Source organism: Macromonas bipunctata (assembly GCF_002837135.1).
Lineage (GTDB): Bacteria > Pseudomonadota > Gammaproteobacteria > Burkholderiales > Burkholderiaceae_C > Macromonas_A > Macromonas_A bipunctata.
The window spans coordinates 48676-71677 of sequence record NZ_NWBQ01000011.1; the positions used below are offsets into that span (position 1 = coordinate 48676).

23 protein-coding genes, 1 tRNA gene, 1 other RNA gene and 1 riboswitch are annotated in these 23002 nt (G+C 63.4%); of the genes, 9 read left to right on the top strand and 16 right to left on the bottom strand.

Features of this window, described 5'->3' with window-relative positions:
- Positions 1 to 48 precede the first annotated feature (48 nt).
- Positions 49 to 1302, bottom strand: coding sequence for a tyrosine--tRNA ligase (gene tyrS / locus CON76_RS01685; RefSeq protein WP_101101454.1), 1254 nt, complete (start codon positions 1300 to 1302; stop codon positions 49 to 51).
- Between the two features lie 219 nt (positions 1303 to 1521).
- On the opposite strand from tyrS, the gene CON76_RS13410 reads away from it, so the two are divergent.
- From CON76_RS13410 to CON76_RS01695, 3 genes are read left to right on the top strand one after another with little or no spacing between them, the layout of a single operon-like run.
- Positions 1522 to 1707, top strand: a complete 186-nt coding sequence (locus CON76_RS13410) for a hypothetical protein (protein ID WP_240592711.1) — start codon at positions 1522 to 1524, stop codon at positions 1705 to 1707.
- Positions 1671 to 2861 carry a M23 family metallopeptidase gene (locus CON76_RS01690; protein WP_240592712.1) on the top strand — a complete coding sequence of 397 codons (1191 nt, stop codon included), beginning with the start codon at positions 1671 to 1673 and terminating at the stop codon, positions 2859 to 2861. The genes CON76_RS13410 and CON76_RS01690 overlap by 37 nt, the downstream gene beginning before the upstream one ends.
- A gap of 9 nt (positions 2862 to 2870) precedes the next feature.
- Positions 2871 to 3995 (top strand): anhydro-N-acetylmuramic acid kinase, encoded by a 1125-nt coding sequence (locus tag CON76_RS01695; protein ID WP_101101456.1) that lies wholly within the window; start codon positions 2871 to 2873, stop codon positions 3993 to 3995.
- A 24-nt stretch (positions 3996 to 4019) separates the two neighbouring features.
- Here CON76_RS01695 and erpA read toward each other — a convergent pair whose 3' ends face one another.
- The 4 genes from erpA to CON76_RS01715 form a co-directional block, all read right to left on the bottom strand.
- A complete protein-coding gene (gene erpA, locus CON76_RS01700) occupies positions 4020 to 4397 on the bottom strand; it encodes an iron-sulfur cluster insertion protein ErpA (protein WP_101101458.1) in 378 nt (125 codons plus the stop codon).
- Between the two features lie 209 nt (positions 4398 to 4606).
- The gene (rpsI, locus tag CON76_RS01705) at positions 4607 to 4999 is read right to left on the bottom strand and encodes a 30S ribosomal protein S9 (RefSeq protein WP_101101460.1); all 393 of its coding nucleotides are present in this window, start codon (positions 4997 to 4999) and stop codon (positions 4607 to 4609) included.
- Between the two features lie 9 nt (positions 5000 to 5008).
- On the bottom strand, positions 5009 to 5443 hold the full coding sequence (gene rplM, locus CON76_RS01710; protein WP_101101462.1) for a 50S ribosomal protein L13: 435 nt from the start codon (positions 5441 to 5443) through the stop codon (positions 5009 to 5011).
- Positions 5444 to 5618: 175 nt separating this feature from the next.
- A complete protein-coding gene (locus CON76_RS01715; protein WP_101101464.1) occupies positions 5619 to 5822 on the bottom strand; it encodes a putative motility protein in 204 nt (67 codons plus the stop codon).
- Positions 5823 to 5925: 103 nt separating this feature from the next.
- On the opposite strand from CON76_RS01715, the gene CON76_RS01720 reads away from it, so the two are divergent.
- The gene (locus CON76_RS01720) at positions 5926 to 6846 is read left to right on the top strand and encodes a 23S rRNA (adenine(2030)-N(6))-methyltransferase RlmJ (protein WP_101101540.1); all 921 of its coding nucleotides are present in this window, start codon (positions 5926 to 5928) and stop codon (positions 6844 to 6846) included.
- Between the two features lie 38 nt (positions 6847 to 6884).
- Here the strand turns inward: CON76_RS01720 and CON76_RS01725 are convergent, their stop codons facing one another.
- From CON76_RS01725 to ahcY, 4 genes are read right to left on the bottom strand one after another with little or no spacing between them, the layout of a single operon-like run.
- Complete coding sequence (locus CON76_RS01725; protein WP_101101542.1) at positions 6885 to 7376, bottom strand: septal ring lytic transglycosylase RlpA family protein; 492 nt, start codon at positions 7374 to 7376, stop codon at positions 6885 to 6887.
- 31 nt (positions 7377 to 7407) lie between these two features.
- Positions 7408 to 8244, bottom strand: a complete 837-nt coding sequence (metF, locus tag CON76_RS01730) for a methylenetetrahydrofolate reductase [NAD(P)H] (protein ID WP_101101466.1) — start codon at positions 8242 to 8244, stop codon at positions 7408 to 7410.
- Between the two features lie 27 nt (positions 8245 to 8271).
- Positions 8272 to 9051, bottom strand: a complete 780-nt coding sequence (locus CON76_RS01735; RefSeq protein ID WP_101101468.1) for a TlyA family RNA methyltransferase — start codon at positions 9049 to 9051, stop codon at positions 8272 to 8274.
- A gap of 6 nt (positions 9052 to 9057) precedes the next feature.
- The gene (gene ahcY / locus CON76_RS01740) at positions 9058 to 10497 is read right to left on the bottom strand and encodes an adenosylhomocysteinase (protein ID WP_101101470.1); all 1440 of its coding nucleotides are present in this window, start codon (positions 10495 to 10497) and stop codon (positions 9058 to 9060) included.
- Positions 10498 to 10575: 78 nt separating this feature from the next.
- Positions 10576 to 10695, bottom strand: a riboswitch (S-adenosyl-L-homocysteine riboswitch).
- A 77-nt stretch (positions 10696 to 10772) separates the two neighbouring features.
- Here ahcY and CON76_RS01745 point away from each other — a divergent pair.
- From CON76_RS01745 to CON76_RS01760, 4 genes are all read left to right on the top strand, one after another.
- Positions 10773 to 11756: a polyprenyl synthetase family protein gene (locus tag CON76_RS01745; RefSeq protein WP_420812879.1), complete on the top strand. Its 984-nt coding sequence runs from the start codon at positions 10773 to 10775 to the stop codon at positions 11754 to 11756.
- A gap of 10 nt (positions 11757 to 11766) precedes the next feature.
- Positions 11767 to 11843 (top strand) — tRNA-Pro (locus CON76_RS01750).
- Positions 11844 to 11982: 139 nt separating this feature from the next.
- Positions 11983 to 12261, top strand: coding sequence for a type II toxin-antitoxin system RelE/ParE family toxin (locus CON76_RS01755; protein WP_101101472.1), 279 nt, complete (start codon positions 11983 to 11985; stop codon positions 12259 to 12261).
- A gap of 12 nt (positions 12262 to 12273) precedes the next feature.
- Positions 12274 to 12585 carry a HigA family addiction module antitoxin gene (locus CON76_RS01760; RefSeq protein WP_101101474.1) on the top strand — a complete coding sequence of 104 codons (312 nt, stop codon included), beginning with the start codon at positions 12274 to 12276 and terminating at the stop codon, positions 12583 to 12585.
- A gap of 21 nt (positions 12586 to 12606) precedes the next feature.
- Here the strand turns inward: CON76_RS01760 and CON76_RS01765 are convergent, their stop codons facing one another.
- The 6 genes from CON76_RS01765 to CON76_RS01790 all read right to left on the bottom strand — a co-directional run bounded on the left by CON76_RS01765 (position 12607) and on the right by CON76_RS01790 (position 20650).
- Positions 12607 to 14994: a hypothetical protein gene (locus tag CON76_RS01765; RefSeq protein WP_101101476.1), complete on the bottom strand. Its 2388-nt coding sequence runs from the start codon at positions 14992 to 14994 to the stop codon at positions 12607 to 12609.
- Between the two features lie 32 nt (positions 14995 to 15026).
- Positions 15027 to 15338 carry an addiction module antidote protein gene (locus tag CON76_RS01770; protein ID WP_101101478.1) on the bottom strand — a complete coding sequence of 104 codons (312 nt, stop codon included), beginning with the start codon at positions 15336 to 15338 and terminating at the stop codon, positions 15027 to 15029.
- Positions 15339 to 15405: 67 nt separating this feature from the next.
- Positions 15406 to 15576, bottom strand: coding sequence for a hypothetical protein (locus CON76_RS01775; RefSeq protein WP_476703312.1), 171 nt, complete (start codon positions 15574 to 15576; stop codon positions 15406 to 15408).
- A gap of 53 nt (positions 15577 to 15629) precedes the next feature.
- The gene (locus tag CON76_RS01780) at positions 15630 to 16754 is read right to left on the bottom strand and encodes an ABC transporter permease (protein WP_101101480.1); all 1125 of its coding nucleotides are present in this window, start codon (positions 16752 to 16754) and stop codon (positions 15630 to 15632) included.
- Positions 16755 to 16757: 3 nt separating this feature from the next.
- A complete protein-coding gene (gene rbbA, locus CON76_RS01785; protein WP_101101545.1) occupies positions 16758 to 19577 on the bottom strand; it encodes a ribosome-associated ATPase/putative transporter RbbA in 2820 nt (939 codons plus the stop codon).
- Complete coding sequence (locus CON76_RS01790) at positions 19574 to 20650, bottom strand: HlyD family secretion protein (protein WP_420812882.1); 1077 nt, start codon at positions 20648 to 20650, stop codon at positions 19574 to 19576. Before CON76_RS01790 ends, rbbA begins: the two co-directional genes overlap by 4 nt.
- 270 nt (positions 20651 to 20920) lie before the next feature.
- On the opposite strand from CON76_RS01790, the gene CON76_RS13660 reads away from it, so the two are divergent.
- The gene (locus tag CON76_RS13660) at positions 20921 to 22624 is read left to right on the top strand and encodes a calcium-binding protein (RefSeq protein WP_205758158.1); all 1704 of its coding nucleotides are present in this window, start codon (positions 20921 to 20923) and stop codon (positions 22622 to 22624) included.
- Between the two features lie 29 nt (positions 22625 to 22653).
- Here CON76_RS13660 and rnpB read toward each other — a convergent pair.
- Positions 22654 to 23000: RNase P RNA component class A (rnpB, locus tag CON76_RS01800), an RNA gene on the bottom strand.
- Positions 23001 to 23002 lie beyond the last annotated feature (2 nt).

Genomic DNA, 23002 nt, shown 5'->3' on the forward strand with positions numbered 1-23002 from the left:
CGTTGCTTTCATTATGCGCGCCCCACCACGCCCTGCGGCCGACGGGCCTTACGCAAGCGTCACGCGGGCAAACTTGCGCTTGCCCACCTGCACCACATAGGTGCCCGCATCCAGCTTCAGGCCGCGGTCGCTCACCACCGCGCCGTCCACGCGCACACCGCCGCCGTCGATCAGGCGGTTGGCCTCGCTGGTCGAGGGTGCCAGATTGGCCTGCTTGAGCAACGCCCCGATGCCCAGCGGCGCGCCCGCCAGCGCCACCTCGGGAATCTCGTCGGGCACACCGCCCTTGCTGCGGTTGATAAAGTCCTGCTCCGCCGCGTCCGCCGCCGCCGCGCTGTGGAAGCGCGCCGTGATCTCCTTGGCCAGTGCCACCTTGGCGTCCTTGGGGTTGGCACCCTGGGCGATAGCGGTTTTGAGCGCCGCGATCTCGGCCTCGCTTCTGAAGCTCAACAGCGTGTACCAGTCCCACATCAGCGTGTCGCTGATCGACAGCACCTTGGCAAACATGGTGTTGGCATCTTCGGTAATGCCAATGTAGTTGTTCTTGGATTTGGACATCTTGTCCACCCCGTCCAGCCCCACCAGCAGCGGCATGGTCAGAATGCACTGCGGCTCCTGGCCGTACTCCTGCTGCAGGTGGCGGCCCATCAGCAGGTTGAACTTCTGGTCGGTGCCGCCCAGCTCCAGATCACTCTTCAAGGCCACCGAGTCGTAGCCCTGCATCAGCGGGTACAGGAACTCGTGCACGCTGATGGAGGTACCGGCGCTAAAGCGTTGGTGGAAATCGTTGCGCTCCATCATGCGCGCCACCGTGTACTTGGCCGCCAGCTGGATCATGCCCACCGAACCCAGCGGCTCGCACCACTCGCTGTTGTAGCGGATCTCGGTCTTGGCCGGGTCCAGCACCAGGCTGGCCTGCTTGTAGTAGGTCTCGGCGTTGGCCTTGATCTGCTCCGGTGTCAGTGGCGGGCGCGTGCTGTTGCGGCCCGACGGGTCACCGATCAGGGTGGTGAAGTCGCCAATCAGGAAGATGACGGTGTGGCCCAAGTCCTGCAGCTGGCGCATCTTGTTGAGCACCACCGTGTGGCCGATGTGGATGTCGGGCGCGGTCGGGTCCAGCCCCAGCTTGATGCGCAGCGGCACGCCGCTGGCCTCGCTTTTTTGCAGTTTCTTGACCCAGTCGGCTTCGGGAATCAGCTCCTCGCAGCCGCGCCGCGTCACGGCGAGCGCGTGCTGCACCGCATCGGACAACACCGGCGCGGGCGAGGAAGAACAGGAGGAGAGAGCAGGTGTGTGGTTCATGGGACGGCAGGACAAACAGGTGCAGTGCCCGGACAATCGGGCTATACTGGTGCGCTATCTTGGCTTGTCATTCTAGTGGGCGCCACGGTCTTGCACCGACCGGCACCCGGCAAATGCCCCCTTTCCCGGCGACTGCGTGGCCTTGCGTGCCAGCCCTCGCCCTGAGGCCAGCGGCCCTGCAACCCCGGTTGCGTGGGGTAACTGGCCCACGCACAACCTATGAACACACTCCTTCAAGAACTGGCCCGCCTGTTCCAGCACTACCCCAAACGCTTCATGGGCGGTCTGGGCGTGCTGCTGCTGGGCACCGGCGTCACCGCTTTTGGCGTGGCCCCGTTGAGCCCCACGGCCAGCACCCCCCGGTGGTGGTGCAAAACTTCGTCGAGCCTGTGCAACCTGCGCTGACCACCCCGCAACACAGCCCCGAGGCCGGCACCCCGTTCGTGCTGTTCCAGAGCGACGTGACGCGCCGCGACGACACCGTGCACAGCCTGCTGCGCCGCCTGGGCGTGCAGGACAGCGCCGCCGCCGCCTTTTTGCGCCAGGACGCCCACGCGCGCCAGCTGCTGCAAGGCCAGTCGCGCAAGCTCGTCAGCGCCGAAACCGACGACCAGCGCCAGCTGGTGCGCCTGACCGCGCGCTGGCTGCCCGACGAACGCGCCGAGCACTACAACCGCCTGGTGGTGGAAAAACACCCCGCGCTGGGCTGGCACAGCTACACCGAGGAAGCCCCGCTGACGCGCTCCACGCGCCTGAGCAGCGGCACCATCCGCCACTCGCTGTTTGCCGCCACCGACGCCGCACGCCTGCCCGACGAGATTGCGGCCCAGCTGGCCGACCTGTTTGGCTCGCAGATCGACTTCCGCCGCGACCTGCAACCGGGCGATCGCTTCAGCGTGGTGTACGAGACTCTGGAAGCCGATGGCGAAGTGCTGCAGTTTGGCCGCCTGCTGGCGGCCGAATTCATCAACCAGGGCCAGGTACACCAGAAACTGTGGTTCGAGGAACCCGGCCAGAAAGGCGCCTACTACGGCGCAGACGGCCAGAGCAACCGCAGCGCCTTCCTGGCCTCGCCGCTGGAGTTCTCGCGCATGAGCAGCGGCTACGGCATGCGCTTCCATCCCATCTCGGGCCGCCTCAAGGCCCACCTGGGCGTGGACTACGCCGCCCCCACCGGCACCCCGGTGCGCAGCGTGGCCGAAGGCACCGTCGCCTTTGCCGGCTGGAAGAACGGCTACGGCAACGTGATCGAGGTCGAGCACACCGAGCGCAAGAGCACCGTGTACGCCCACCTCAGCCGCATCGACGTGCGCAGCGGCCAGCGCGTAGGCCAGTCCGACCGCATCGGGCTGGTGGGTTCCACCGGCGCCTCCACCGGCCCGCACCTGCACTTTGAATACAAGATTGCGGGCCAGCACCAGGATCCGCTCAACATTGCCCGCGACGGCGGTGGCCAGTCCATGACCGTGGCCGCGCGCCAGGAGTTCGAGCAAGTGGCCCAGGCCATGCGCCGGCAACTCGACATCGCCGCCACCGTGGTGCAGGCCAGCGCCGACTAAAGCCAGCCGATGGCACCCGCGTCGGGCCACTGCATCGGGCTGATGTCCGGCACCTCGCTCGACGGGGTGGATGGCGTGCTGGCCGATTTTTCTGGCACGCAGCCGCGCGTACTGGCCAGCCACTTCGTGCCCATGCCAGATGATTTGCGCGCCGAGCTGCTGGCCCTCAACACCCCCGGCCACAACGAACTGCACCGCGCCAGCGCCGCCGCGCAGCAACTGGTGGCACTGTACACCGACGCCGTGCACGCCCTGCTGCAACGCAGCGGCCTGCCCGCCAGCGCCATTGCCGCCATCGGCGCGCACGGCCAGACGGTGCGGCACCAGCCGCCACCCGCTGTGCCAGCCTACACGCTGCAACTCAACCAGCCTGCGCTGCTGGCCGAAGCCACCGGCATCACCGTGGTGGCGGACTTCCGCAGCCGCGACGTGGCCGCGGGCGGCCAGGGCGCACCGCTGGTGCCCGCGTTCCACCAGCACGTCTTTGGCCAGCCGGGCCGCGCGCTGGCGGTGGTCAACATCGGCGGCATTGCCAACGCCAGCGCCCTGCCCGGCGATGGCCGCGTGCTGGGTCTGGACACCGGCCCCGGCAACGTGCTGCTGGACTTGTGGTGCGCGCGCCATACCGGCCAGCCCTACGACGCCGATGGCGCCTGGGGCACCCAGGGCCACGCCAACCCCGCCCTGCTGCAACAGCTGCTGTCCGATGCCTACTTCAGCCGCAGCGGCACCAAGAGCACCGGGCGCGACCTGTTCCACGCCGACTGGCTGGCACAGCACCTGCGCGGCTTTGAGCACCTGCGCGCCGTGGACGTGCAAGCCACGCTGGTGCAGCTCACCGCGCACAGCATCGCACAAGGCCTGCGCCAATTGCCGTGGCAGGCCGATGCGGTACAAGACGTCTGGATATGCGGCGGTGGCGCCTGCAACGCCGCCCTGATGGCTGCGCTGCAACAGCAGTTGCCGCAGGCACACGTGCGCCCGACCAGCGACGCTGGCTGGCCAGTCTCGTGGGTGGAAGCGGCCGCGTTTGCGTGGCTGGCACGGCAAACCCTGCTGGGCCTGCCCGGCAACGAACCCCAAGTCACCGGCGCACGCGGGCGGCGCGTGCTGGGTGCCATCTACCCCGCCTGACGCTGGCGGGGCCGCTTTTTCAGCTTAAACGCTGAAGCTGGAGCCACAACCGCAGGTGGTGGTGGCGTTGGGGTTCTTGATGACGAACTGCGCGCCTTGCAGGTCTTCCTTGTAGTCGATCTCGGCGCCCACCAAGTACTGGTAGCTCATGGCGTCGATCAGCAGCGAGACACCGTTCTTGCTCATCACGGTGTCGTCCTCGTTCTGGATCTCGTCGAACGTGAAACCGTACTGGAAACCCGAGCAGCCGCCGCCCTGCACGAACACGCGCAGTTTCAAATCCGGATTGCCTTCCTCGGCGATCAGGTCGGCCACCTTGGCGGCCGCGCTGTCGGTGAACACCAGCGGCGCGGGCATGTCGGTTTCAACGTCTTGGGCAACTTCAGCGGCAACGGCACTCATGGGGCAACCTTGTGGAAAACAAAAAAGGGAAAAGAAGCGGAATAGTAAACCAAAACAGTCGGGAATGCAGCCCTGGGGTCTTGCGGCCTGTGGATACGGCCCAAGTTTGGCCTACGCGCCGGACAAACAAAAACCGCCCGCAGCACAAGGCCGGGGGCGGCGTTTTGGCGGGGGCAGCCCAACAGGCACCCCGGCAGCGCAACAGCGAATTAACGCTTGCTGAACTGCTTGGCGCGGCGTGCGGAACGCAGACCGACCTTCTTACGCTCGACCTCACGCGCATCGCGGGTCACGAAACCAGCTTGCGACAGTGCGGGCTTGAGCGACGCATCGTAGTCGATCAGGGCGCGGGTGATGCCGTGGCGCAGGGCGCCGGCCTGACCGGATTCGCCACCACCATGCACGTTGACCTGGATGTCAAACGCTTCGGTGTTTTCGGTCAGCACCAGCGGCTGCTTGGCAATCATGATCGAGGTCTGACGGCCGAAGAACGATTCGATGTCCTTGCCGTTGACCGTGATCTTGCCGGAGCCTTTTTTCAGAAACACGCGGGCGACGCTGGATTTGCGACGGCCGGTGCCATTGTTCCATTCACCAATCATGGCGGCTCCTTAGATGTCCAACACTTTGGGTTGCTGGGCGGTGTGCGGGTGCTCGGCACCACCGTACACCTTGAGCTTCTTGATCATGGCGTAGCCCAGGGGACCCTTGGGCAGCATGCCTTTGACCGCTTTTTCCAGCGCACGGCCAGGGTGCTTGGCTTGCAGGTCGCGGAAGTTGGTGCCGTAGATACCGCCCGGGAAGCCCGAGTGACGGTAATACATCTTGTCCAGGGACTTGGTGCCCGTGACCTTGATCTTGGCGGCGTTGACGATGACGATGAAGTCACCGGTATCAACGTGAGGGGTGTAAATGGCTTTGTGTTTACCACGCAGACGGCGTGCCACTTCGCTGGCGACACGTCCGAGCACCTTATCGGTGGCGTCAACAACAAACCACTCGTGCACCACCTCAGCGGGCTTGGCGCTGACGGTTGTTTTTTGCATGAGATTGCTCTTGAGGAAAGAGGGTTTGGCAGGCTCTTTTCCACGGTCGGTGCTTCTCTGAAGGAAGCCTCTTAGGTGGGGATGAACTTCGCCGCGGAGCCCAGAAAATCGCTGCGAAGCCGACGATTATATGAAGAAAGCACCCAGCCGTGCAAACGCTTTTTGGCAGGTGGCGTCAGGCCATGACGTTGAGCTGGGTGCCCAGCGTGCCCTCGCTGGCCAGCGGCAGCGGGCCGGGCAGGGTCTGCAGCAGGTTGGCGGCCTGCACCTTCTCCATGTCTTGCGACATCTTGATCATGTTGACCTGCGCGTCCTGGTTGGCACGTGCTTGCTGCATCTGCATGACACCGGTGGCAGCGGCGGTAACGGACATGTCCATGGTTCAACTCCTTGAGAACGTGGTAGATGCTTCATTATGGAGCGCCCACCGCGTGCTGGCAAGCCACGGCGACAGGCGGCCCCCGGCGGTGTACCATGCGCGCATGTTCAGTTACCGCCACGCTTTTCACGCGGGCAACCACGCCGATGTGCTCAAGCACATGACGTTGGTGGCCATGTTGCAATATTTGACCCAGAAGGACACCGGCCTGCTGCTGGTGGACACCCACGCCGGGGCCGGGGTGTACCGGCTGGATCAGGACCACGCCCGCACCTCGGGCGAGTCCGAGCACGGCATCTACCAGCTGCAGGTGGTGGCCGACGCGGCGCGCGCTGCGGGCCAGACGGTGCCGGAGGCGGTACAGGCCTACCTGGCGCAGGTGGCGCAGTTCAACCACGGCAGCCCGGTCTGGCGCACCTACCCCGGCTCGCCGTGGATCAGCCAAGCGCTGCTGCGCCCGCAGGACAAGCTCAAGCTGTTTGAAGTCCACCCCACCGACAGCAAGCTGCTGGAAAAGCAGGTGGCCGAGCTGGAGCGTGGGCGCCAGATCGAGGTGCTGCGCCGCAACGGCTTCGAAGGCCTCAAGGCGCTGCTGCCCCCGCCCACGCGGCGCGGCCTGGTGCTGATCGACCCCAGCTACGAGCTCAAGACCGATTACGCCGAGGTGGTGACGTGCCTGGAGGACGCGCTCAAACGCTTCCCGACCGGCACCTACGCGGTGTGGTACCCGGTGATCGGACGCCCGGAGGCGCATTCGATGGCGCGCAAGCTCAAGACCATGAGCAGCAAACTGCAGCGCCCGTGGGTGCAGGCCGAACTCAACATCGGCCTCAACCCCACCGAGGGCGTGACCACGCAGGCGGCCCAGGGGCGCACCCCGACCACCATGCGCGCCAGCGGCATGCACATCATCAACCCGCCCTTTACGCTGGCGGCGCAGCTGCGCGACGCCCTGCCCTGGGTGACGAAGGCGCTGCGCCAGGCCACCGGCTCGGGCTGGACGGTGGAACACGGCGGCCACTGACACCACCAGCCGCCCCGCCCGCGCCATCCGGCCCAGCGTCAGCGGCGAGTGGAGGGGGCAGCGTCGTCGGGCTTGCGGGTCAGCAGTTGCACCTCCGAAACGCCCAGGCTGCGGATGCCCAGGGCACCGGCGGCGGCGTGGCTGAGGTCGATGATGCGGCTCTTGATGTGCGGGCCACGGTCCACGATGCGCACCACCACCTCGCGCCCGGTGTCCAGGCTGCGCACCAGCACTTCGGTGCCGAATGGCAGCGTCTTGTGCGCCGCCGTCAGGGCGTGCATGTTGTAGCGCTCGCCGCTGGCGGTGGGCAGGCCGTGGAAGCGGTTGGCCAGGAACGACGCCTTGCCTTGCTGCAGCACATGGGTCTTGCGCGCTTGCACCTGCCGGGTTTTGACGCCTTCCATGGGGGCGTGCTGCACGTGGGTGGCACCCGCCTGCACGCTGGTGGAGCAGCCACTCAGCAGGGTCAGGCAGGCGGCGCACAGCAGCGCCAGCGGTCGGGGTTTGGGTAAGATTTGCGAAAAATGCATCCGGTACTTTGGTTCCTCAAAGCCCTGCAATCTACAGCAAACCCAGGTTCTTGACAATTTCCAGCGTCGGGCCGCTCTGGTTCATGGTGTAGAAATGCAGGCCCGGCACGCCCGCGGTGCGCAGTTGATCGCACAAATCCGTCACCACTTCCAGCCCAAAGGCGCGGATGGAAGCTATGTCGTCGCCATAGGCTTGCAGACGCAGGCGGATCCAGCGCGGGATCTCGGCCCCGCACGCGTCCGAGAAGCGCAGCAGCTGCGCCGAGCTGGTGATGGGCATGATACCCGGCACCACCGGAATGTCCACGCCCAGCTGGTAGGCGTCGTCCACAAAGCGGAAGTAGGCGTCGGTGTTGTAGAAATACTGCGTGATGGCCGAATTGGCCCCCGCCTTGACTTTGGTGGCAAAGGCTTGCAGGTCGTCCTGCGGCGAGCGCGCCTGCGGGTGGAACTCGGGGTAGGCCGCCACTTCGATGAAGAAAGCGTCGCCAAACTCGGCGCGGATGAAGGCCACCAGGTCGCTGGCGTACTGGAACTCACCGCCCAGGCCATAACCGCTGGGCAGGTCGCCGCGCAGGGCCACCAGGCGTTGCACACCCATGTCGCGCAGGGTGACGAGTTGCTGGCGCACGGTGTCGCGGGTGGCGCCAATGCACGAGAAGTGCGACGCGGCGGGCACACCTTCGGCCAGGATCTCGGCCACGGTGGCGAAGGTACCTTCCTGGGTGGAACCACCGGCGCCAAACGTCACAGAGCAAAACTCGGGCTGGAGCGCGTAGAGCTGCTGGCGCGTGGCGCGCAGCTTGGCCGTGCCCTCGGGGGTCTTGGGCGGAAAGAATTCAAAACTGAGGGGAATTTGGGCACTCATGCGGGTGCTCCTTGTGTAGGGGTTGCTTCAGGCCGCCATGCGGCTGGCCCAGACAAAAAATTCGCGGTTGCCGTCGCCACCGGCAATGGGGGAGTCGAACCAGCCACGCACCAGCAGCCCCGCTTCGGCGCAGGCGCGGCGCAGGCGTTGTTCCACCTGGGGGTAGCAGGCGGGGTCTTTCACCAGCCCGCCCTTGCCGATGTGCTCGGGTTGCAGCTCGAACTGGGGCTTGACCAGCATCAGCAGCTGCCCGCCGGGGGCCAGCAGCGGTGCCAGCGCCGGCAGCACCAGCGTGAGCGAGATGAAGGACAGATCGCCCACCACCAGCTCAAACCCGGCGCCAATGCGCTCCGGCGCGGCCCCGGCTTGCAGCAGCCGCTCAAAGCTGAGTTGGCGCGCATTGAGCTTTTCCAGCGCCTGCACGCGGGGGTCTTGCGCCACGCGCGGGTGCAACTGGCCCTGGCCCACGTCCACACCCAGCACGCTGGCGGCACCGTGTTGCAACAGCACGTCGGTAAAGCCGCCGGTGCTTTGCCCCACATCCAGGCAGCGCCAGCCGTTGGGGCTGAGGCCGCTGGCGCGCAGCGCACCTTCGAGCTTGAGGCCACCGCGCGAGACATAGCGCGACTCGGCGGCGTCCACCAATTCCAGCTCGGCGCTCAGCGGCAGATCGTCACCGTTCTTGGCCACGGTTTTCCACGGTGCGGCACCGCCCAGCCGCCAGCGCACGCCAGCGGCAATCAGGCGTTGTGCTTGCGAGCGTGACGCGGCCAAACCGCGTTCGGTGAGCAACTGGTCGGCGCGCACGGGGTATCAGTAGCGGTAGGTGTCGGGCTTGTACGGGCCTTGCTTGGGCACGCCAATGTAGGCGGCTTGCTCGTCGCTGAGTTCGGTCAGCATGGCACCGACTTTCTTCAGGTGCAGGCGCGCCACTTTCTCGTCCAGGTGCTTGGGCAGCACGTACACCTTGCCCGCGTCGTAGCCGTCGGGGTGGCAAAACAGCTCGATCTGGGCAATGGTCTGGTTGGCAAAGCTCGACGACATCACAAAGCTGGGATGGCCCGTGGCGCAGCCCAGATTGACCAGGCGGCCCTTGGCCAGCAGGATGATCTTCTTGCCATCTTCAAAGATCACGTGATCGACCTGCGGCTTGATTTCTTCCCACTGGCACTTGTCTTCCAGCGAGGCCACATCGATCTCGTTGTCAAAGTGGCCGATGTTGCACACGATGGCCTGGTCTTTCATGGCGGCCATGTGGGCGTAGGTGATAACGTTCTTGTTGCCGGTGGCGGTGACGAAGATGTCGGCCTTGTCGGCAGCGTATTCCATCGTCACGACCTTGTAGCCTTCCATCGCGGCTTGCAGCGCGTTGATGGGGTCGATCTCGGTCACCCACACTTGGGCACTCAAAGCGCGCAGGGCTTGGGCCGAACCTTTGCCCACGTCGCCGTAACCCGCCACCACAGCCACTTTGCCTGCGATCATCACGTCGGTAGCGCGCTTGATGCCATCCACCAGCGATTCGCGGCAGCCGTACAGGTTGTCGAACTTGGATTTGGTGACCGAGTCGTTGACGTTGATGGCACGGAACAGCAGCGTGCCCTTGGCACTCATTTCCTTGAGGCGGTGGACACCGGTGGTGGTTTCCTCGGTCACGCCAATGATCTGCGCACCCTTGCGGCTGTACCAGGTCGGGTCTTGCGCCAGCTTGTTGCGGATGGCGGCGAACAACACGCGCTCTTCTTCGCTGCCGCCGTTGCCAGCGACCAGCGACGGGTTGGTCTCGGCTTGCTTGCCCAGGTGCATCAGCAGCGTGGCGTCGCCGCCGTCGTCCAGGATCATGTTGGGGCCTTCGCCTTCGGTGCCGGCGGCGCCGAATTCAAAGATGCGGTGGGTGTAGTCCCAGTAATCGGTCAGGGTTTCGCCCTTGATGGCGAACACCGGCGTGCCCGCAGCGGCAATGGCGGCGGCGGCGTGGTCTTGCGTGCTGAAGATGTTGCACGAGGCCCAGCGCACTTGCGCGCCCAGGGCTTGCAGGGTCTCGATCAGCACGGCGGTCTGGATCGTCATGTGCAACGAGCCGGTGATGCGTGCGCCCTTGAGCGGCTGCTGGGCCGCGAATTCCTCGCGGATGGCCATCAGACCGGGCATCTCGGTTTCGGCAATCTTGATTTCCTTGCGGCCCCAGGCGGCCAGTGCAATGTCGGCAATAGCGCAGTCGGCGGGGGCAAGATGGACGAGCGGCGCATTCATGGGGGTGACTCCGTGACAAAAAAGTGAACCACCACCCCACGCTGGGCATTTGCAACACACGCACGCGCACCAGCAAGGGGTGGGCGAGCGCCGTTGTCTGTGGCCTGCGCGTGCCGCGTCAGGCTGGCCGAGCCTCACCGCCTGCGTGGTGGCCATAAGGCAAACACCAGCGCCGGGGTTGCAACGCTCCTCGGTACAGCAATTATAAATTGCCCCGTCAGCGGGCGTGGGGAGCGCGTTTCTATAATCCCCACCAAACAACCGGCATGCACACCTTGAGTCCAGAATCCAACCCCACTTTGCAAGCCCTGTCGCTGGTCGGCGCCGACATGCGCGAGGTTGACCGCGTCATCCAGGAGCGCCTCCACAGCGAGGTCGAGCTGATCGGCCAGGTCGCGCGCTACATCATCAGCGCTGGCGGCAAGCGCGTGCGCCCCGCCCTGCTGCTGCTGATGTGCGGCGCGCTGGACTGCGAGCACCCGCAGCGCCACAGCATGGCGGCGGTGGTGGAGTTCATCCACACCGCCACGCTGCTGCACGACGACGTGGTGGACGAGTCCACCCTGCGCCGGGGCCGCTCCACCGCCAACGAGGTGTTTGGCAACGCCGCCAGTGTGCTGGTGGGCGACTTTTTATACACCCGCGCCTTCCAGATGATGGTGGCGCCAGGCGACCTGCGCATTCTGGACGTGCTGGCCGAGGCCACCAATGTGATTGCCGAAGGCGAGGTGTGGCAGTTGATGAACATGCACGACGCCACGCTGGACGAGGCGGGCTACCTGCGCGTGATCCGCGCCAAGACGGCCAAGCTGTTCGAGGCCAGCGCGCGCCTGGCGGCCATTCTGGCCGGGGCCGATGCCGAGCTAGAGGCGCGCTGCGCCGACTACGGCCAGGCGCTGGGTGCGGCGTTCCAGGTGGTGGACGATGTGCTGGACTACGAAGGCAACGCTACCGAACTGGGCAAGAACCTGGGCGACGACCTGCGCGAAGGCAAGATGACGCTGCCGCTGATCTGCACCCTGCGCCACTGCACCCCGGCGCAGGCCGAGGTGATACGCGATGCGATCGAACAGGGCAACACCGAGCGGCTGGACGACATCATCCAGATTGTGCGCAGCTGCGGTGGCCTGAGCGACGCCCGCCGCACCGCGCAGGCCGAGGCGCAACGCGCGGTGGACGCCGCTTTGGCGTTGCCGGTCAACCAATGGTCAAAAGCTTTGGTACAATTAGCGTCTGCACTGCTGGAGCGACGCTCCTGACATTGCACATCGGAATGTAGCGCAGCCTGGTAGCGCACTTCGTTCGGGACGAAGGGGTCGGAGGTTCGAATCCTCTCATTCCGACCAGATTCAAAAAAACCCGCTGAGCACCTTGTTCAGCGGGTTTTTGCTTTGGATCAAGCTTGGACAGAGCGATCGACCGCAGAACCGCCAAGACAGTACACCGATGGTTGATGCTATTAACGATAGCCGTTAATATTGCAGCATGATTTTGAATTTCTGCTGCACCGATACCGAAGCCCTCTTTCAAGGTAAGCGCGTGAAGCGGTTTGTGAATTTTGAGAGCGTGGCCATGCGCAAGCTGCAACAACTCAGCGCCGCTGTGGAGCTGGAGTTTTTGCGAATTCCACCGGGCAACAAGCTGGAGGCCCTCAAGGGCGACCGCAAGGGCCAGCACAGCATCCGCATCAACGACCAGTGGCGCATCTGCTTTGTGTGGCGCAACGGGCACGCACACGATGTGGCCATCGTGGACTACCACTGAAAGGACGCACACATGTTGCGAGAAGTACCCCTGACACACCCCGGCGTGATTTTGCTGGAGGACTGGCTCAAGCCGCTGGGTCTGAGCCAGTACGCACTGGCCAAGGCCATTGGCGTACCGCCGCGCCGCATCAACGAGATTGTGAAGGGCTTGCGCGGCATCACGGTGGACACGGCGTTGCGGCTGGGTGCCTACTTCGGCACAGATGCGCAAAGCTGGATCAACCTGCAAACGCAATACGACACCGAGCAAGCACGCGCCACTATGGTGGACATTCTGCAACGCATTGCACAACACGGGCTGCATCCGGTGGCGGAGGCGTAGCCCTGCCCATCAGCCCCCCGGTTACTGCCGCAGGAAGCCGTATTCGTACACTTGCGGGCGCAGTTTTTGGCTGAGGGCATCGTAAGCGGTCTTGAAGGGGTCGAAGTCGATGGGGTGGGTGTCGCTGTTGGCTTCGAGGGCTTTGCGGATTTGGTACCAGCCAGCATCCGGGCGATTGAGCTTAAAGGTATCGCGGATTTTTTTCTCAAAACGGGTGGAGTGGTAGGTCGTCCAAAGTTTGCGGCCTTCGTCCAGCACTTGCCGCGCCTCTTTGGAGGGCTTGAGCTTTTTGAGGTAAGCGGCCATGAAGTCGGACTGGAAACGGCCCGATGCGGCGACTTCTTCCTCGGTGAAGGGGATGAAGTGGTTGACCAGTGACCACGGCTTGCCGTTCCACACCAAGCCATCGGCACCGGCGGAGAGGTTGGAGCCGTTGAACAGCATCCAGACCAGGCAGTCGGTCTTGAATGCGGCGGGCAGTTCGCAGGTGGGTTGCAGGAACTGGTCGCGGTCGTTGAGCCAAGTGGGGCGGATGAGGCGGCGCACCGCAAACACGACGGCGGCTTGCCAGAGGTTGTCCGGGGTGATGAAGTAGCCCCCGGCGTGGCCGATGGAATGCACCGAGGAGAACACGGCGGTCATGGTGCCCGCGTTCTGGAAGTCGTTGCCGTTGCAGAAGAAATGCCCAATCGCGCCGTTTGACCACTTGGTGTTACGCACGTGCTCGGTCTTGGTGGTGGGGGTGACGGCGTTGATGAGCGGCACCGCGTCCACGTCATTTTTCTTGAGGCGCGGCATCCATTCGCTCAAGAAGAGCGCATTGGGCAGGTTGTGGAAGGACTTTCGGCCCAAGGCGTTGCCGTCCTTGTCCAGCGCGGTGGTTTCGATGGCGCTAAGCCGTGTTTTTTTGCTGGTGTCCCAGACCAAAAAGCCGATAGGGAAGTTGCCATTCAGGCCATCGAAGGCCTTGCTGTGTACGACGAAACCGCCCAGATATTTGGCCCGCCACTTCTCACGGAACTGGGCAAAGTTGGGGGCGTTGACGTACTTGAGTTTACTGAACATCGCCACGACAGCGTTGGGTATTTCACGCTGAATCCGCACGAGGAATTGCACAAACAGTTCGCGGGCGGCGTAGCCCAAGTGCCCCATATCGGCACCGACGGCTGTCTTGGCGATATTGGTCTTGCCCGCGTTGCCTTGGGAGTTGGCGGCTTCGCCATACGGCGGGTTGATGAGCACCAGGATTTTCTTGGCACCCTTCTTTTTCACCTTGGCATCGGCAATGGCTTGGCGCAGTTCCAGCGGTACCTTGTTGCTGCGCGTGTAGTCGATTTGGCCAAAATCGTCCACGTCATCGTTGAGGTAGTCGTACTGGAACTTGGTGGCGGCCACGCAGGTGCGGCTGGCACGCATCACGTCGATGTCGGCCTGATCCAGCGTGCTCATGTAGATGTTGCGGTGGTTGGAGTGCTTGACCTCCAGGTTGCCCACGCCGCAGCACATGTCCCACACGATGTATTTCTGCTGCCAGTTCTTGCCCAGCAGTTGCGCCAGTTGGTCGTAGGCTTTGTCCACGATGTGCAACGGCGTGTAGTACGCGCCTTTGAAGCTGCGTTCGTCCAAGGGCAGCAGGCTGTCACGGCGTTCCAGCAGGTAGGCGCGGTGTTCCTCGTCCGGTGGGCGGTGGTAGATGGCCCAGAAGTTGCGGTAGCCTTTTTCGCTGGAGAGTTCGTAGGTGGTGCCATCCAGCAGGAACAAGGGCCGGTCGCCTTCGTGCAGCAGCCGCGCGGGCAAATTGGCGATGGCGGCTTTGGTGCCATCGTGCATGATGTCGGCAAAGAACAGCAGGGCGTAGTCGGTTTCGGCCACACCTTCCAATTCCTGCCCCACCATCGTGACCCACTTGTCAAACACCTGGCGCAGGTTGTCGGGCGTGATGGGGGTGCGCACCAATTGGCCCGCCTGGAGGGCGTGCTTGACGGCGGCGACGAATTCTTTTTCGTGGCTGTCGATTTTGTAGACCACGAAATGGGTCTCGATGTAAGGGGCCACCTGCGCCGCCACGCCCCTGTCCACCGCCGAGGCGGACTTGGGCCATTTGATGGCCTTGTCGGCCAAAATGGGCAAGGCCTTGGCGGTTTCCATGATGGCGGCTTTTTCGCGGTCAATCACGGCCAAAAACGGCGGGATGTGCTCGCCTTGCTTGCGCGCGTCGCGCACGTAGAACAGCAACTGGGCAAACATCAGCACTGGGGAGGTGGCGGCCTCTTTGGCCTCGAACCAAATTTCTTCGGCCTGGATGTCCACCAGCCCTTTGCTGTATTTTTTCAGGCCCAGGGCCTTGATGTAGGCATCTTTGACGTCTTCTTCGGTTCGGGCGGCGTTCAGTTCTTGGATCAGGCTCACGGGAGGGCTACTGTGGTGGGAGGGGCTGGTGGTCAGGCGTGTGCTGCGGTGTGCGCGCCGGGATGGGCTTCCAAGCGCAAGCCCAGGGCGTGTATCACCTTGAGGATGGTGCCAAAACTGGGGTTGCCTTGCCCCGATAAGGCTTTGTACAGGCTTTCGCGGCCCAGGCCGGTGTCGCGCGCCAACTGGGTCATGCCACGGGCCTTGGCAATGTCGCCCAACGCCGCAGCGATGAAGGCGGCATCGTCAGGCGCTTCGTTCAGGCAGGCTTGCAGGTACAGCGCCATATCCTCCTCGGTTTTGAGGTGTTCCACTACGTCCCATTTGCGGGTTTTCAGCGTCATGGTGCGGGCTCCTTAAAGTTGTTGTGCTAATTCGAGCGCGGTTTTGATGTCGTGGGGTTGGGTGGATTTATCGCCACCAGCCAGCAAAATCACCAGCTCCATGCCCCACGGGCTTGCAATCGCCCAAGTTGCCCAGTTCGGCCCGGCGGATACGCGCTTGGATGCTGGCTTTGGCCATGCGATCCCGCAGCGCGTCGTACCAGGTGTCGAACACTGCGGTGGTCTGGATGCTGTTCATGGCACAAGTGTAGCAACGTATCCTAAAAAATACAGTCTAACCAATGGGTTGGCCTACGCCAACAGGCCAATGGTTTTGCGAAAGCGGGCCAGCGATACCGCAAACAGCACCGCGCCAATCAGTGCCAGCGCCACACACGAGCTCCAGACCACGTCCAGCCCAGCACCCCGGTACAGGATGGCCTGGCTCATTTCGGTGAAATGGGTGGTGGGAGCCAGCGCCATCACCCACTGCACCCACAGCGGCATGCTTTCGCGCGGGGTCACGCCGCCCGAGAGCATTTGCAGCGGCATCATCACCAGCACCATCAGCAGGCCAAACTGCGGCATGCTGCGCGCCAGCGTGGCCAGAAAAATGCCCATCGAGGTGGTGGCAAACAGGTGCAAGGCCACTCCAGCAAAAAACAGCCACAGCGAACCGTCAATCGGCACTTGCAACACGCCCCGGATCACGCCGTTGAGCGAGGCCGCTGCCGCCAGCAACACCACCAGCGCCATCGACCAGACTTTGGCCAGCATGATTTCGGTCGGGGTCACGGGCATGACCAGCAGGTGTTCCACCGTACCGTGTTCGCGCTCGCGGATCAGCGCCGCACCGGTCAGGATGATGGACAGCATGGTGACGAGGTTGACCAGTTCCATCAGCGAGCCAAACCACACCGGGGTCAGCGACGGGTTGAAGCGCATGCGCACCGCCAGATCGACCGCTGACGTGGCGGTGCTGCGGTGGCGCTGCACGAATTCGTTGACCTCGCCCAGCACGATCTGCTGCACGTAGTTGTTGCCCGCAAAGGCCTGGCTCATGCGGGTGGCATCGATGTTGAGTTGCACCGCTGGCGTGCGCCCGGCCAGCACGTCGCGCTGGAAGTTGGGCGGAATCACCAGCACCAGCGTGTAGCGGCCGGCGTCCAGGCCCGGATCGACCTCGGCGTGGCCGATGCGCACCGGCGGGTTGAAGCTGGGCGGGTAGAACGCACCCAGAATGCGTTGCGACAGGGTGGAGTCGTCCTCGTCCACCACCGCAATGGGGGCGCGGTGCAGGGTCTCGGGCATGGCGGTGCCGGCGGTGTACACGGCCACGGTGAAGGTGTAGACGATGAGCACCAGCATCATGGGGTCGCGCCACAGGCTCCACAGCTCCTTGATGCCCAGGCGGTAGATGTTGACCAGGTGGCGCACGCTTCAAACCTCCTGTTTTTTGAGCAGGGCAATGGCCAGCCCCAGAATCACCGGAATGGCCAGCAGCATGGGCCAGAGCGCGGCCTGCACATCGGCCAAGTCGAGCGCCTTGCTGAACACGCCACGGCTGATGAGCAACATATAGGTGGCGGGGTAAATGTCCCCGATCCAACGCCCCACGCCTTCCAGCGACGACACAGGGTTGATCAGGCCCGCAAACTGCACCGCCGGGATGAGGGTGCCGATCATGGCAAAAAAGATGGCGGCAATCTGGCTCTTGGTCAAGGTGGAGGCCAGCAGGCCCATGCCGGTGGCGCAAATGGCGTACAGCAGTGCGGCCACGCTCAGGGTGGCAAAACTGCCGGTCATGGGCACGCCAAATGCCGTGACGGCCAAGGCGCACATCGTCAGGTAGTTGAGCATGGCCAGCGCGATGTAGGGCAGTTGCTTGCCCAGCAAGAATTCGGTGCGGGTGACGGGGGTGACGTACAGGTTGATGATGGAGCCGAGTTCTTTCTCGCGCACCACCGCCAGCGCGGTGAGCATGGCGGGCAGCATCAGCAACAGCAGCGGAATGACGGCGGGCACCATCGCGGGCAGGCTTTTGACATCGGGGTTGTAACGGTAGCGGGTTTCGATCTCAGCCAGTGGGCGCGCCACCTGGCCGGTGCGTTCGAGCGCCTGTTGCGCCAGCCAGTGCTGGTGCATGCCTTGCACGTAGCCATGCACGGTCTCGGCGCGCTGGGGCATGGCCCCGTCGATCCAAGCCCCGATCTGCACATTGCGCCCGTGCAGCACGTCGCGCGCAAAGCCGGGCGGTATCTCCAATGCCAAGGAAATGTCGCCGCTGCGCAGGCGGCGGTCCATCTCTGCATCGTCGGCAATGGGGGGTTGTTCGGTGAAATAGCGCGAACCGGCCAGGTTATGCGTGTAGTGGCGGCTCAAGCTGGTTTGGTCGCGATCGAGCACGGCGTAGCGCAGGTTTTCCACATCCATGCTGATGCCGTAGCCCATCACGAACATCAACAGCACCGAACCCAGCAGCGCCAGCGTGGCGCGCACCGGGTCGCGGCGCAGTTCCAGTGCCTCGCGCCACTGGTAGCTGTGGATGCGCGCCAGACTGCGGCGCAGGCGGGTAAACCAGGATACAACTGCGGCCTCGGCATCAGGGGCGACGGGCGACAGCATTGTGTGCGCCACGGCACCATCGGTTTGAGTCACAGGAGCAGCATCCACCAAGGCTTGCGGCGCAGGGGTGGGCACATCGCCGCCACCGGCTTCGCGCAGGTGGTCGATGAAAGCCTCTTCCAGCGTGGCCACGCCGCGCCGGGCCACCAGTGCCGCTGGCGTGTCACTGGCCAGCACCCGGCCCGCGTGCATGAGCGAGATGCGGTCGCAGCGTTCGGCCTCGTTCATGAAGTGGGTGGAAATGAAGATGGTGACCTGGTCCTGCCGCGCCAGTTCGATCATCAAGCGCCAGAAGTTGTCGCGTGCAATCGGGTCCACGCCCGAAGTGGGTTCATCCAGTATCAGCAGCTCGGGGCGGTGCACCATCGCCACCGCCAGCGACAGGCGTTGCCGCATGCCAAGTGGCAACTGCTCGGGCAGGCTGTCCACCACGTCTTGCAGGCCAAAACGCTGCACCATCGCCTGCACGCGGGCAGGTACTTCGGCTTCGGGCACATGGAACAGGCGCGCGTGCAGCACCAGGTTTTGGGTCACGCTGAGTTCAGCGTACAGCGAGAAGCCTTGCGACATGTAGCCCACGCGGCGGCGCGTGGCCATGTCGTGCGGATCGACCGTGTGGCCAAACAGCCGCGCCTGACCTTCGGTGGCGGGCAGCAGGCCGGTCAGCATTTTCATGGTGGTGGATTTGCCGCAGCCGTTGGAGCCCAGGAAGCCAAAGATTTCACCGCGCCGGATCTGGAAGCTGACGTGATCGACGGCCACGAAATCGTCAAACCGCATGGTCAGGCCTTCGGCCTCGATGGCAATGGGGTATTCACCCCCATCGGCCAGCGGCGGCACGGTCACGGGCTGGTGGCCTTGGCGCTTGGCGGCGGGCAGCAAGGCGATGAAAGCGGCCTCCAGCCCCGTGGTTTGGGTGCGCGCCAGCAATTCGGCGGGGCTGCCGGTGGCCAGTACGCGGCCATCGTCGAGCGCCACCAGCCAGTCGAAGCCTTGGGCCTCGTCCATGTAGGCGGTGGCCACCAGCACGCTCATGCCGGGGCGCTGGCGGCGGATGTCGGCAATCAAAGCCCAGAACTGTGCGCGTGCCAGCGGGTCCACGCCGGTGGTGGGTTCGTCCAGAATCAGCAGGTCGGGGTCGTGGATGAGCGCACAGCACAGGCCCAGCTTTTGCTTCATGCCACCCGAGAGCTTGCCCGCCAGACGGTGCAAAAACGGGTGCAACCCGGTGCGCTGCGTGAGCTGGTCGATGCGCTGGCGGCGTTGGGCGGCGTTGTGGCCAAACAAGCGGGCAAAGAATTGCAGGTTTTCTTCCACCGACAAGGTGGGGTACAGGTTCTTGCCCAAGCCTTGCGGCATGTAGGCGATGCGCGGGCACACAGCCTGCCGGTGCTGGCGCTGGGCCATGTCGCCCCCCAGCACGTGCACCTGCCCCTGTTGCAGGGCACGTGCCCCGGCCAGCAGCGCCAGCAAGCTGGATTTGCCCACACCGTCCGGCCCCATCAGGCCCACCATGCGGCCAGCGGGAATGTCCAGCGTCACGCCGTCCAGCGCGATGGTGCTGCCGTAGCGCAACGCCACCTGCTGCAAACGCGCCACCGGCGGCGGTGCAGCGGCCACGGCGGGCGGGGTCACGGCCAGTCCTTGGCGGCCAGGGCCTCGGGCCACGCGGCTTGCGGGTCCAGCTTGAGCCACGCCACGCCGGGCAAGCCGGTCTTGACGCGCTCGGGGTGCTGTTGCAGCAGTTCAGGGGCAATGCGCGCCTTGACGCGGAACATGAGCTTTTGCCGTTCGCTGGCGGTTTCCACCGTTTTGGGCGTGAATTGGGCGGTGCTGGCCACAAAGCTCACTTGCGCAGGTATGGGGGACTGGGGTGCAGCGTCCAGCACCAGGCGCACCTCGCTGCCCAGCGCCACCTGGCCCGCCACGGTTTCGGGCAGAAAGAAGGTCATGGACACATCGGACAGATCGACCAGGTTGAGCACCTTGCCGCCCGCGCCCAGCACCTCGCCCGCTTGGGCCACCACAAATTGCACCCGGCCCGCGCGCGGGGCCTTGAGTTCGGTGTCGGCCAGCTCCACGTCGATGCGCGCCAGCGTGGCCTGCGCCGCCGTGATGCCGGTCTGGGCGCTGTCCACCTGGATACGGGCGGCGGCAATGCCCTGCTGGGCGGCGGCGGCTTGGGCCTGGGCGGCGCGCAACACGGCTTGCAGGTTGCGCACGCGGGCGCGGTCGTCGTCCAGTTCTTGTGCGGAGGTGGCACCTTCTTGCGCCAGCGCCTGCGAGCGTTGCAAGCGGCGCTGCGCCGCATCCAGCTCGCTGTTGCGCTGCACCACGGCGGCCAGTGCCGCTTGGTGGTCGCTTTCGCGCAAGGCCACTTGGGCCTGTGCCACCAGCACCGCCTGGCGCGCACGTTGCACGTTGGCCACGGCTTCGTCGCGCTGGGCCTGCAAGGTGTCGGTTTGCATGCGGGCCAACGGTTGCCCGGCCTGCACCCAATCGCCTTCGGCCACCAGCAATTCGGTCAAGCGGCCAGCGGTTTTGGTAGCGATGTCGATCTCGGTCGCCTCCAGCCGCCCATTGCCGCTGACAAAGCCCGGCCCCGGCCCGGCATGTTGCCAGCGTTGCCACACGGTGTAGGCGCCCAGCGCCAGCAGCGCCGGCAACAGCAGCCACAGCAATTTGTTGGAAACACGGATCACGGCCAGCCCACCCTTTCAAACAACGGAAGGCCACAGCATAAACGGCCACTCAACGCTGACTTTTACGCACTGTAAGCCGCCTGCTTCAGTCGCTGGGGCAACCAAAACACGCCGGTTGTAGCAAGAATCAAGTCTGGGAATTTTGAAGAAATAAAAAATTTGATTAAAAAACACTAGGCAAAAATATTTTTCAAGACATTATTTATCATATTAGTTTTATTTATATCAATAATTATATTGTAAGATATACGATTGTTTTCAACCATGGAGATGACTGTGCCAGAAATCGACAGCAACCAAAACACCCTGACCGCCACCTTGGGTTCACTGAACACAACGCTTGATGGCAGCCTCACGAATTATGATACAGACTACTTCAAAATCCCTGTCACGGACGGCGGCGGTGTCTTTACCCTCGACTTCATCCACCCCCACGGCATAACGAACGGAAAGGGTATCAAAGTAGAAATTAAAAATGCGAACGGCATTAACATCAATACTGCCACATTCACAAAGAATGGGCAGTTGACAGCAACCCTGCCCACCAGTGGTGACTACTACATCGTCGTTTCGGATGGCCATGGCGGCCAAGGTTACGCAGAAGGCATCTACTCCATCAACACATCTCTGTCTCGTGAGCCCAACACCGCCTACGATGGAGAAAGCAAGCCAGATAACGCTAACAATGCAATCGCCACCCTCGCCGATGGCGTCAGTACCATTGTTCCGGGAGCCAAGATCAGTGGAACACTCACAGATCGCGATACAGACTACTTCAAAATCCCTGTCACGGACGGCGGCGGTGTCTTTACCCTCGACTTCATCCACCCCCACGGCATAACGAACGGAAAGGGTATCAAAGTAGAAATTAAAAATGCGAACGGCATTAACATCAATACTGCCACATTCACAAAGAATGGGCAGTTGACAGCAACCCTGCCCACCAGTGGTGACTACTACATCGTCGTTTCGGATGGCCATGGCGGCCAAGGTTACGCCAACGGCCTCTACGCCATTACCATAGAAACTGAAAGTACACTGTCGAATCTTGTGGAAGGCACATCTGGGGCAGATTCCCTGGATGGAGGCCTAGGCGCAGATACGATGGAAGGTGGCGATGGCGATGACACTTATTACGTGGACAACACCAAGGATCAGGTCATCGAAAGCAGTGCCACCGGCGGCAACGATCTGGTGATCAGCTCTCTTTCGGCCTACACACTGAGTGCCAACATCGAAAACGGACAGATTGGCAATGCAACAGCAGCGAACCTGACCGGTAACGATCTGGCCAACGTCATTTACGCAGGTAAGGGCAACAACGTCATGAATGGCGGTGCCGGTACAGATACCGTAAGTTACCTGTTTGGCACTGGAGCAGAAAAGACCGGCGTGACCGTCAATCTGGCCAGCACGGCGGCACAAGCTACAGGCAACAGCGGTCGAGACACACTCAAGAACATTGAAAATCTGACTGGTTCAGCGTTGGCAGACAAGCTGACGGGCAATACGGGCAAGAACCAACTGGACGGCGGCGCAGGCAATGACACCCTGAACGGCGGCGCAGGCAATGACACCCTGAACGGCGGCGCAGGCAATGACACCCTGAACGGCGGCGCAGGCAATGACACCCTGAACGGCGGCGCAGGTAACGATGTGCTAGTGTTCGACAAAGCCTTGGTCACTGGCAATGTTGACGAAATCGTGGGTTTTGCCAGTGGTTCAGACAAGATCGCTCTTGACGATGACGTTTTCAAGGCTCTTGGTGTCACGGGTACTGGAACAGGTGCAGCATTGGCCGCCACTCGCTTGGAATTTGGCAACATGGCGAACGACAAGGAAGATCGCATTTTGTACGACCAAGCCAGTGGCAAACTGTACTACGACACTGACGGCACAGGCAGCGCAGCTGCGGTGCAATTTGCGGTGCTGACAGGTCAGCCCTCACTTCAAGCATCGGACTTTTTGGTGATCGCCTGACCCTGAGCCGGCGATCGGTAGATGGAAAAGTGTGAAGTCTGCCGGTACGCCGGATTCTGTGCGCTGCGGTTGCCCGCAACGTGACCGCCATTCATCTGGGCCACGGGTCGCCCCAGTGGCTCGGTGCCACCTACCCGCCAGCTCTGCGGAACCACATCGACGCTGGCCTACTTGGTGTTGCTGCGCGCAGAGATTGCCCGTTTCACCCCCCAGGCTCCTGCCGCCAAAGGCGGATGGTTCCTGGAGACTCGTCTCTGTTGCTCTGATCCTCACCTCGCGGTGGGGAGCCGTTAGCTCCTGCGCTGTCCTGTGCAGTCCGGACGTTCCTCCAGTGCGGCCTTTCGGCGCTTGCACCAGCGGCGGTCTGGCAGGCTTCAC

Bases quoted from the DNA above. Each gene is read 5' to 3' on its own strand.
- tyrS (WP_101101454.1), bottom strand. From the start codon at position 1,302: ATGAACCACACACCTGCTCTCTCCTCCTGTTCTTCCTCGCCCGCGCCG.
- CON76_RS13410 (WP_240592711.1), top strand. From the start codon at position 1,522: ATGAACACACTCCTTCAAGAACTGGCCCGCCTGTTCCAGCACTACCCC.
- CON76_RS01695 (WP_101101456.1), top strand. From the start codon at position 2,871: ATGGCACCCGCGTCGGGCCACTGCATCGGGCTGATGTCCGGCACCTCG.
- erpA (WP_101101458.1), bottom strand. From the start codon at position 4,397: ATGAGTGCCGTTGCCGCTGAAGTTGCCCAAGACGTTGAAACCGACATG.
- rpsI (WP_101101460.1), bottom strand. From the start codon at position 4,999: ATGATTGGTGAATGGAACAATGGCACCGGCCGTCGCAAATCCAGCGTC.
- rplM (WP_101101462.1), bottom strand. From the start codon at position 5,443: ATGCAAAAAACAACCGTCAGCGCCAAGCCCGCTGAGGTGGTGCACGAG.
- CON76_RS01715 (WP_101101464.1), bottom strand. From the start codon at position 5,822: ATGGACATGTCCGTTACCGCCGCTGCCACCGGTGTCATGCAGATGCAG.
- CON76_RS01720 (WP_101101540.1), top strand. From the start codon at position 5,926: ATGTTCAGTTACCGCCACGCTTTTCACGCGGGCAACCACGCCGATGTG.
- CON76_RS01725 (WP_101101542.1), bottom strand. From the start codon at position 7,376: ATGCATTTTTCGCAAATCTTACCCAAACCCCGACCGCTGGCGCTGCTG.
- metF (WP_101101466.1), bottom strand. From the start codon at position 8,244: ATGAGTGCCCAAATTCCCCTCAGTTTTGAATTCTTTCCGCCCAAGACC.
- ahcY (WP_101101470.1), bottom strand. From the start codon at position 10,497: ATGAATGCGCCGCTCGTCCATCTTGCCCCCGCCGACTGCGCTATTGCC.
- CON76_RS01755 (WP_101101472.1), top strand. From the start codon at position 11,983: ATGATTTTGAATTTCTGCTGCACCGATACCGAAGCCCTCTTTCAAGGT.
- CON76_RS01760 (WP_101101474.1), top strand. From the start codon at position 12,274: ATGTTGCGAGAAGTACCCCTGACACACCCCGGCGTGATTTTGCTGGAG.
- CON76_RS01770 (WP_101101478.1), bottom strand. From the start codon at position 15,338: ATGACGCTGAAAACCCGCAAATGGGACGTAGTGGAACACCTCAAAACC.
- CON76_RS01775 (WP_476703312.1), bottom strand. From the start codon at position 15,576: ATGAACAGCATCCAGACCACCGCAGTGTTCGACACCTGGTACGACGCG.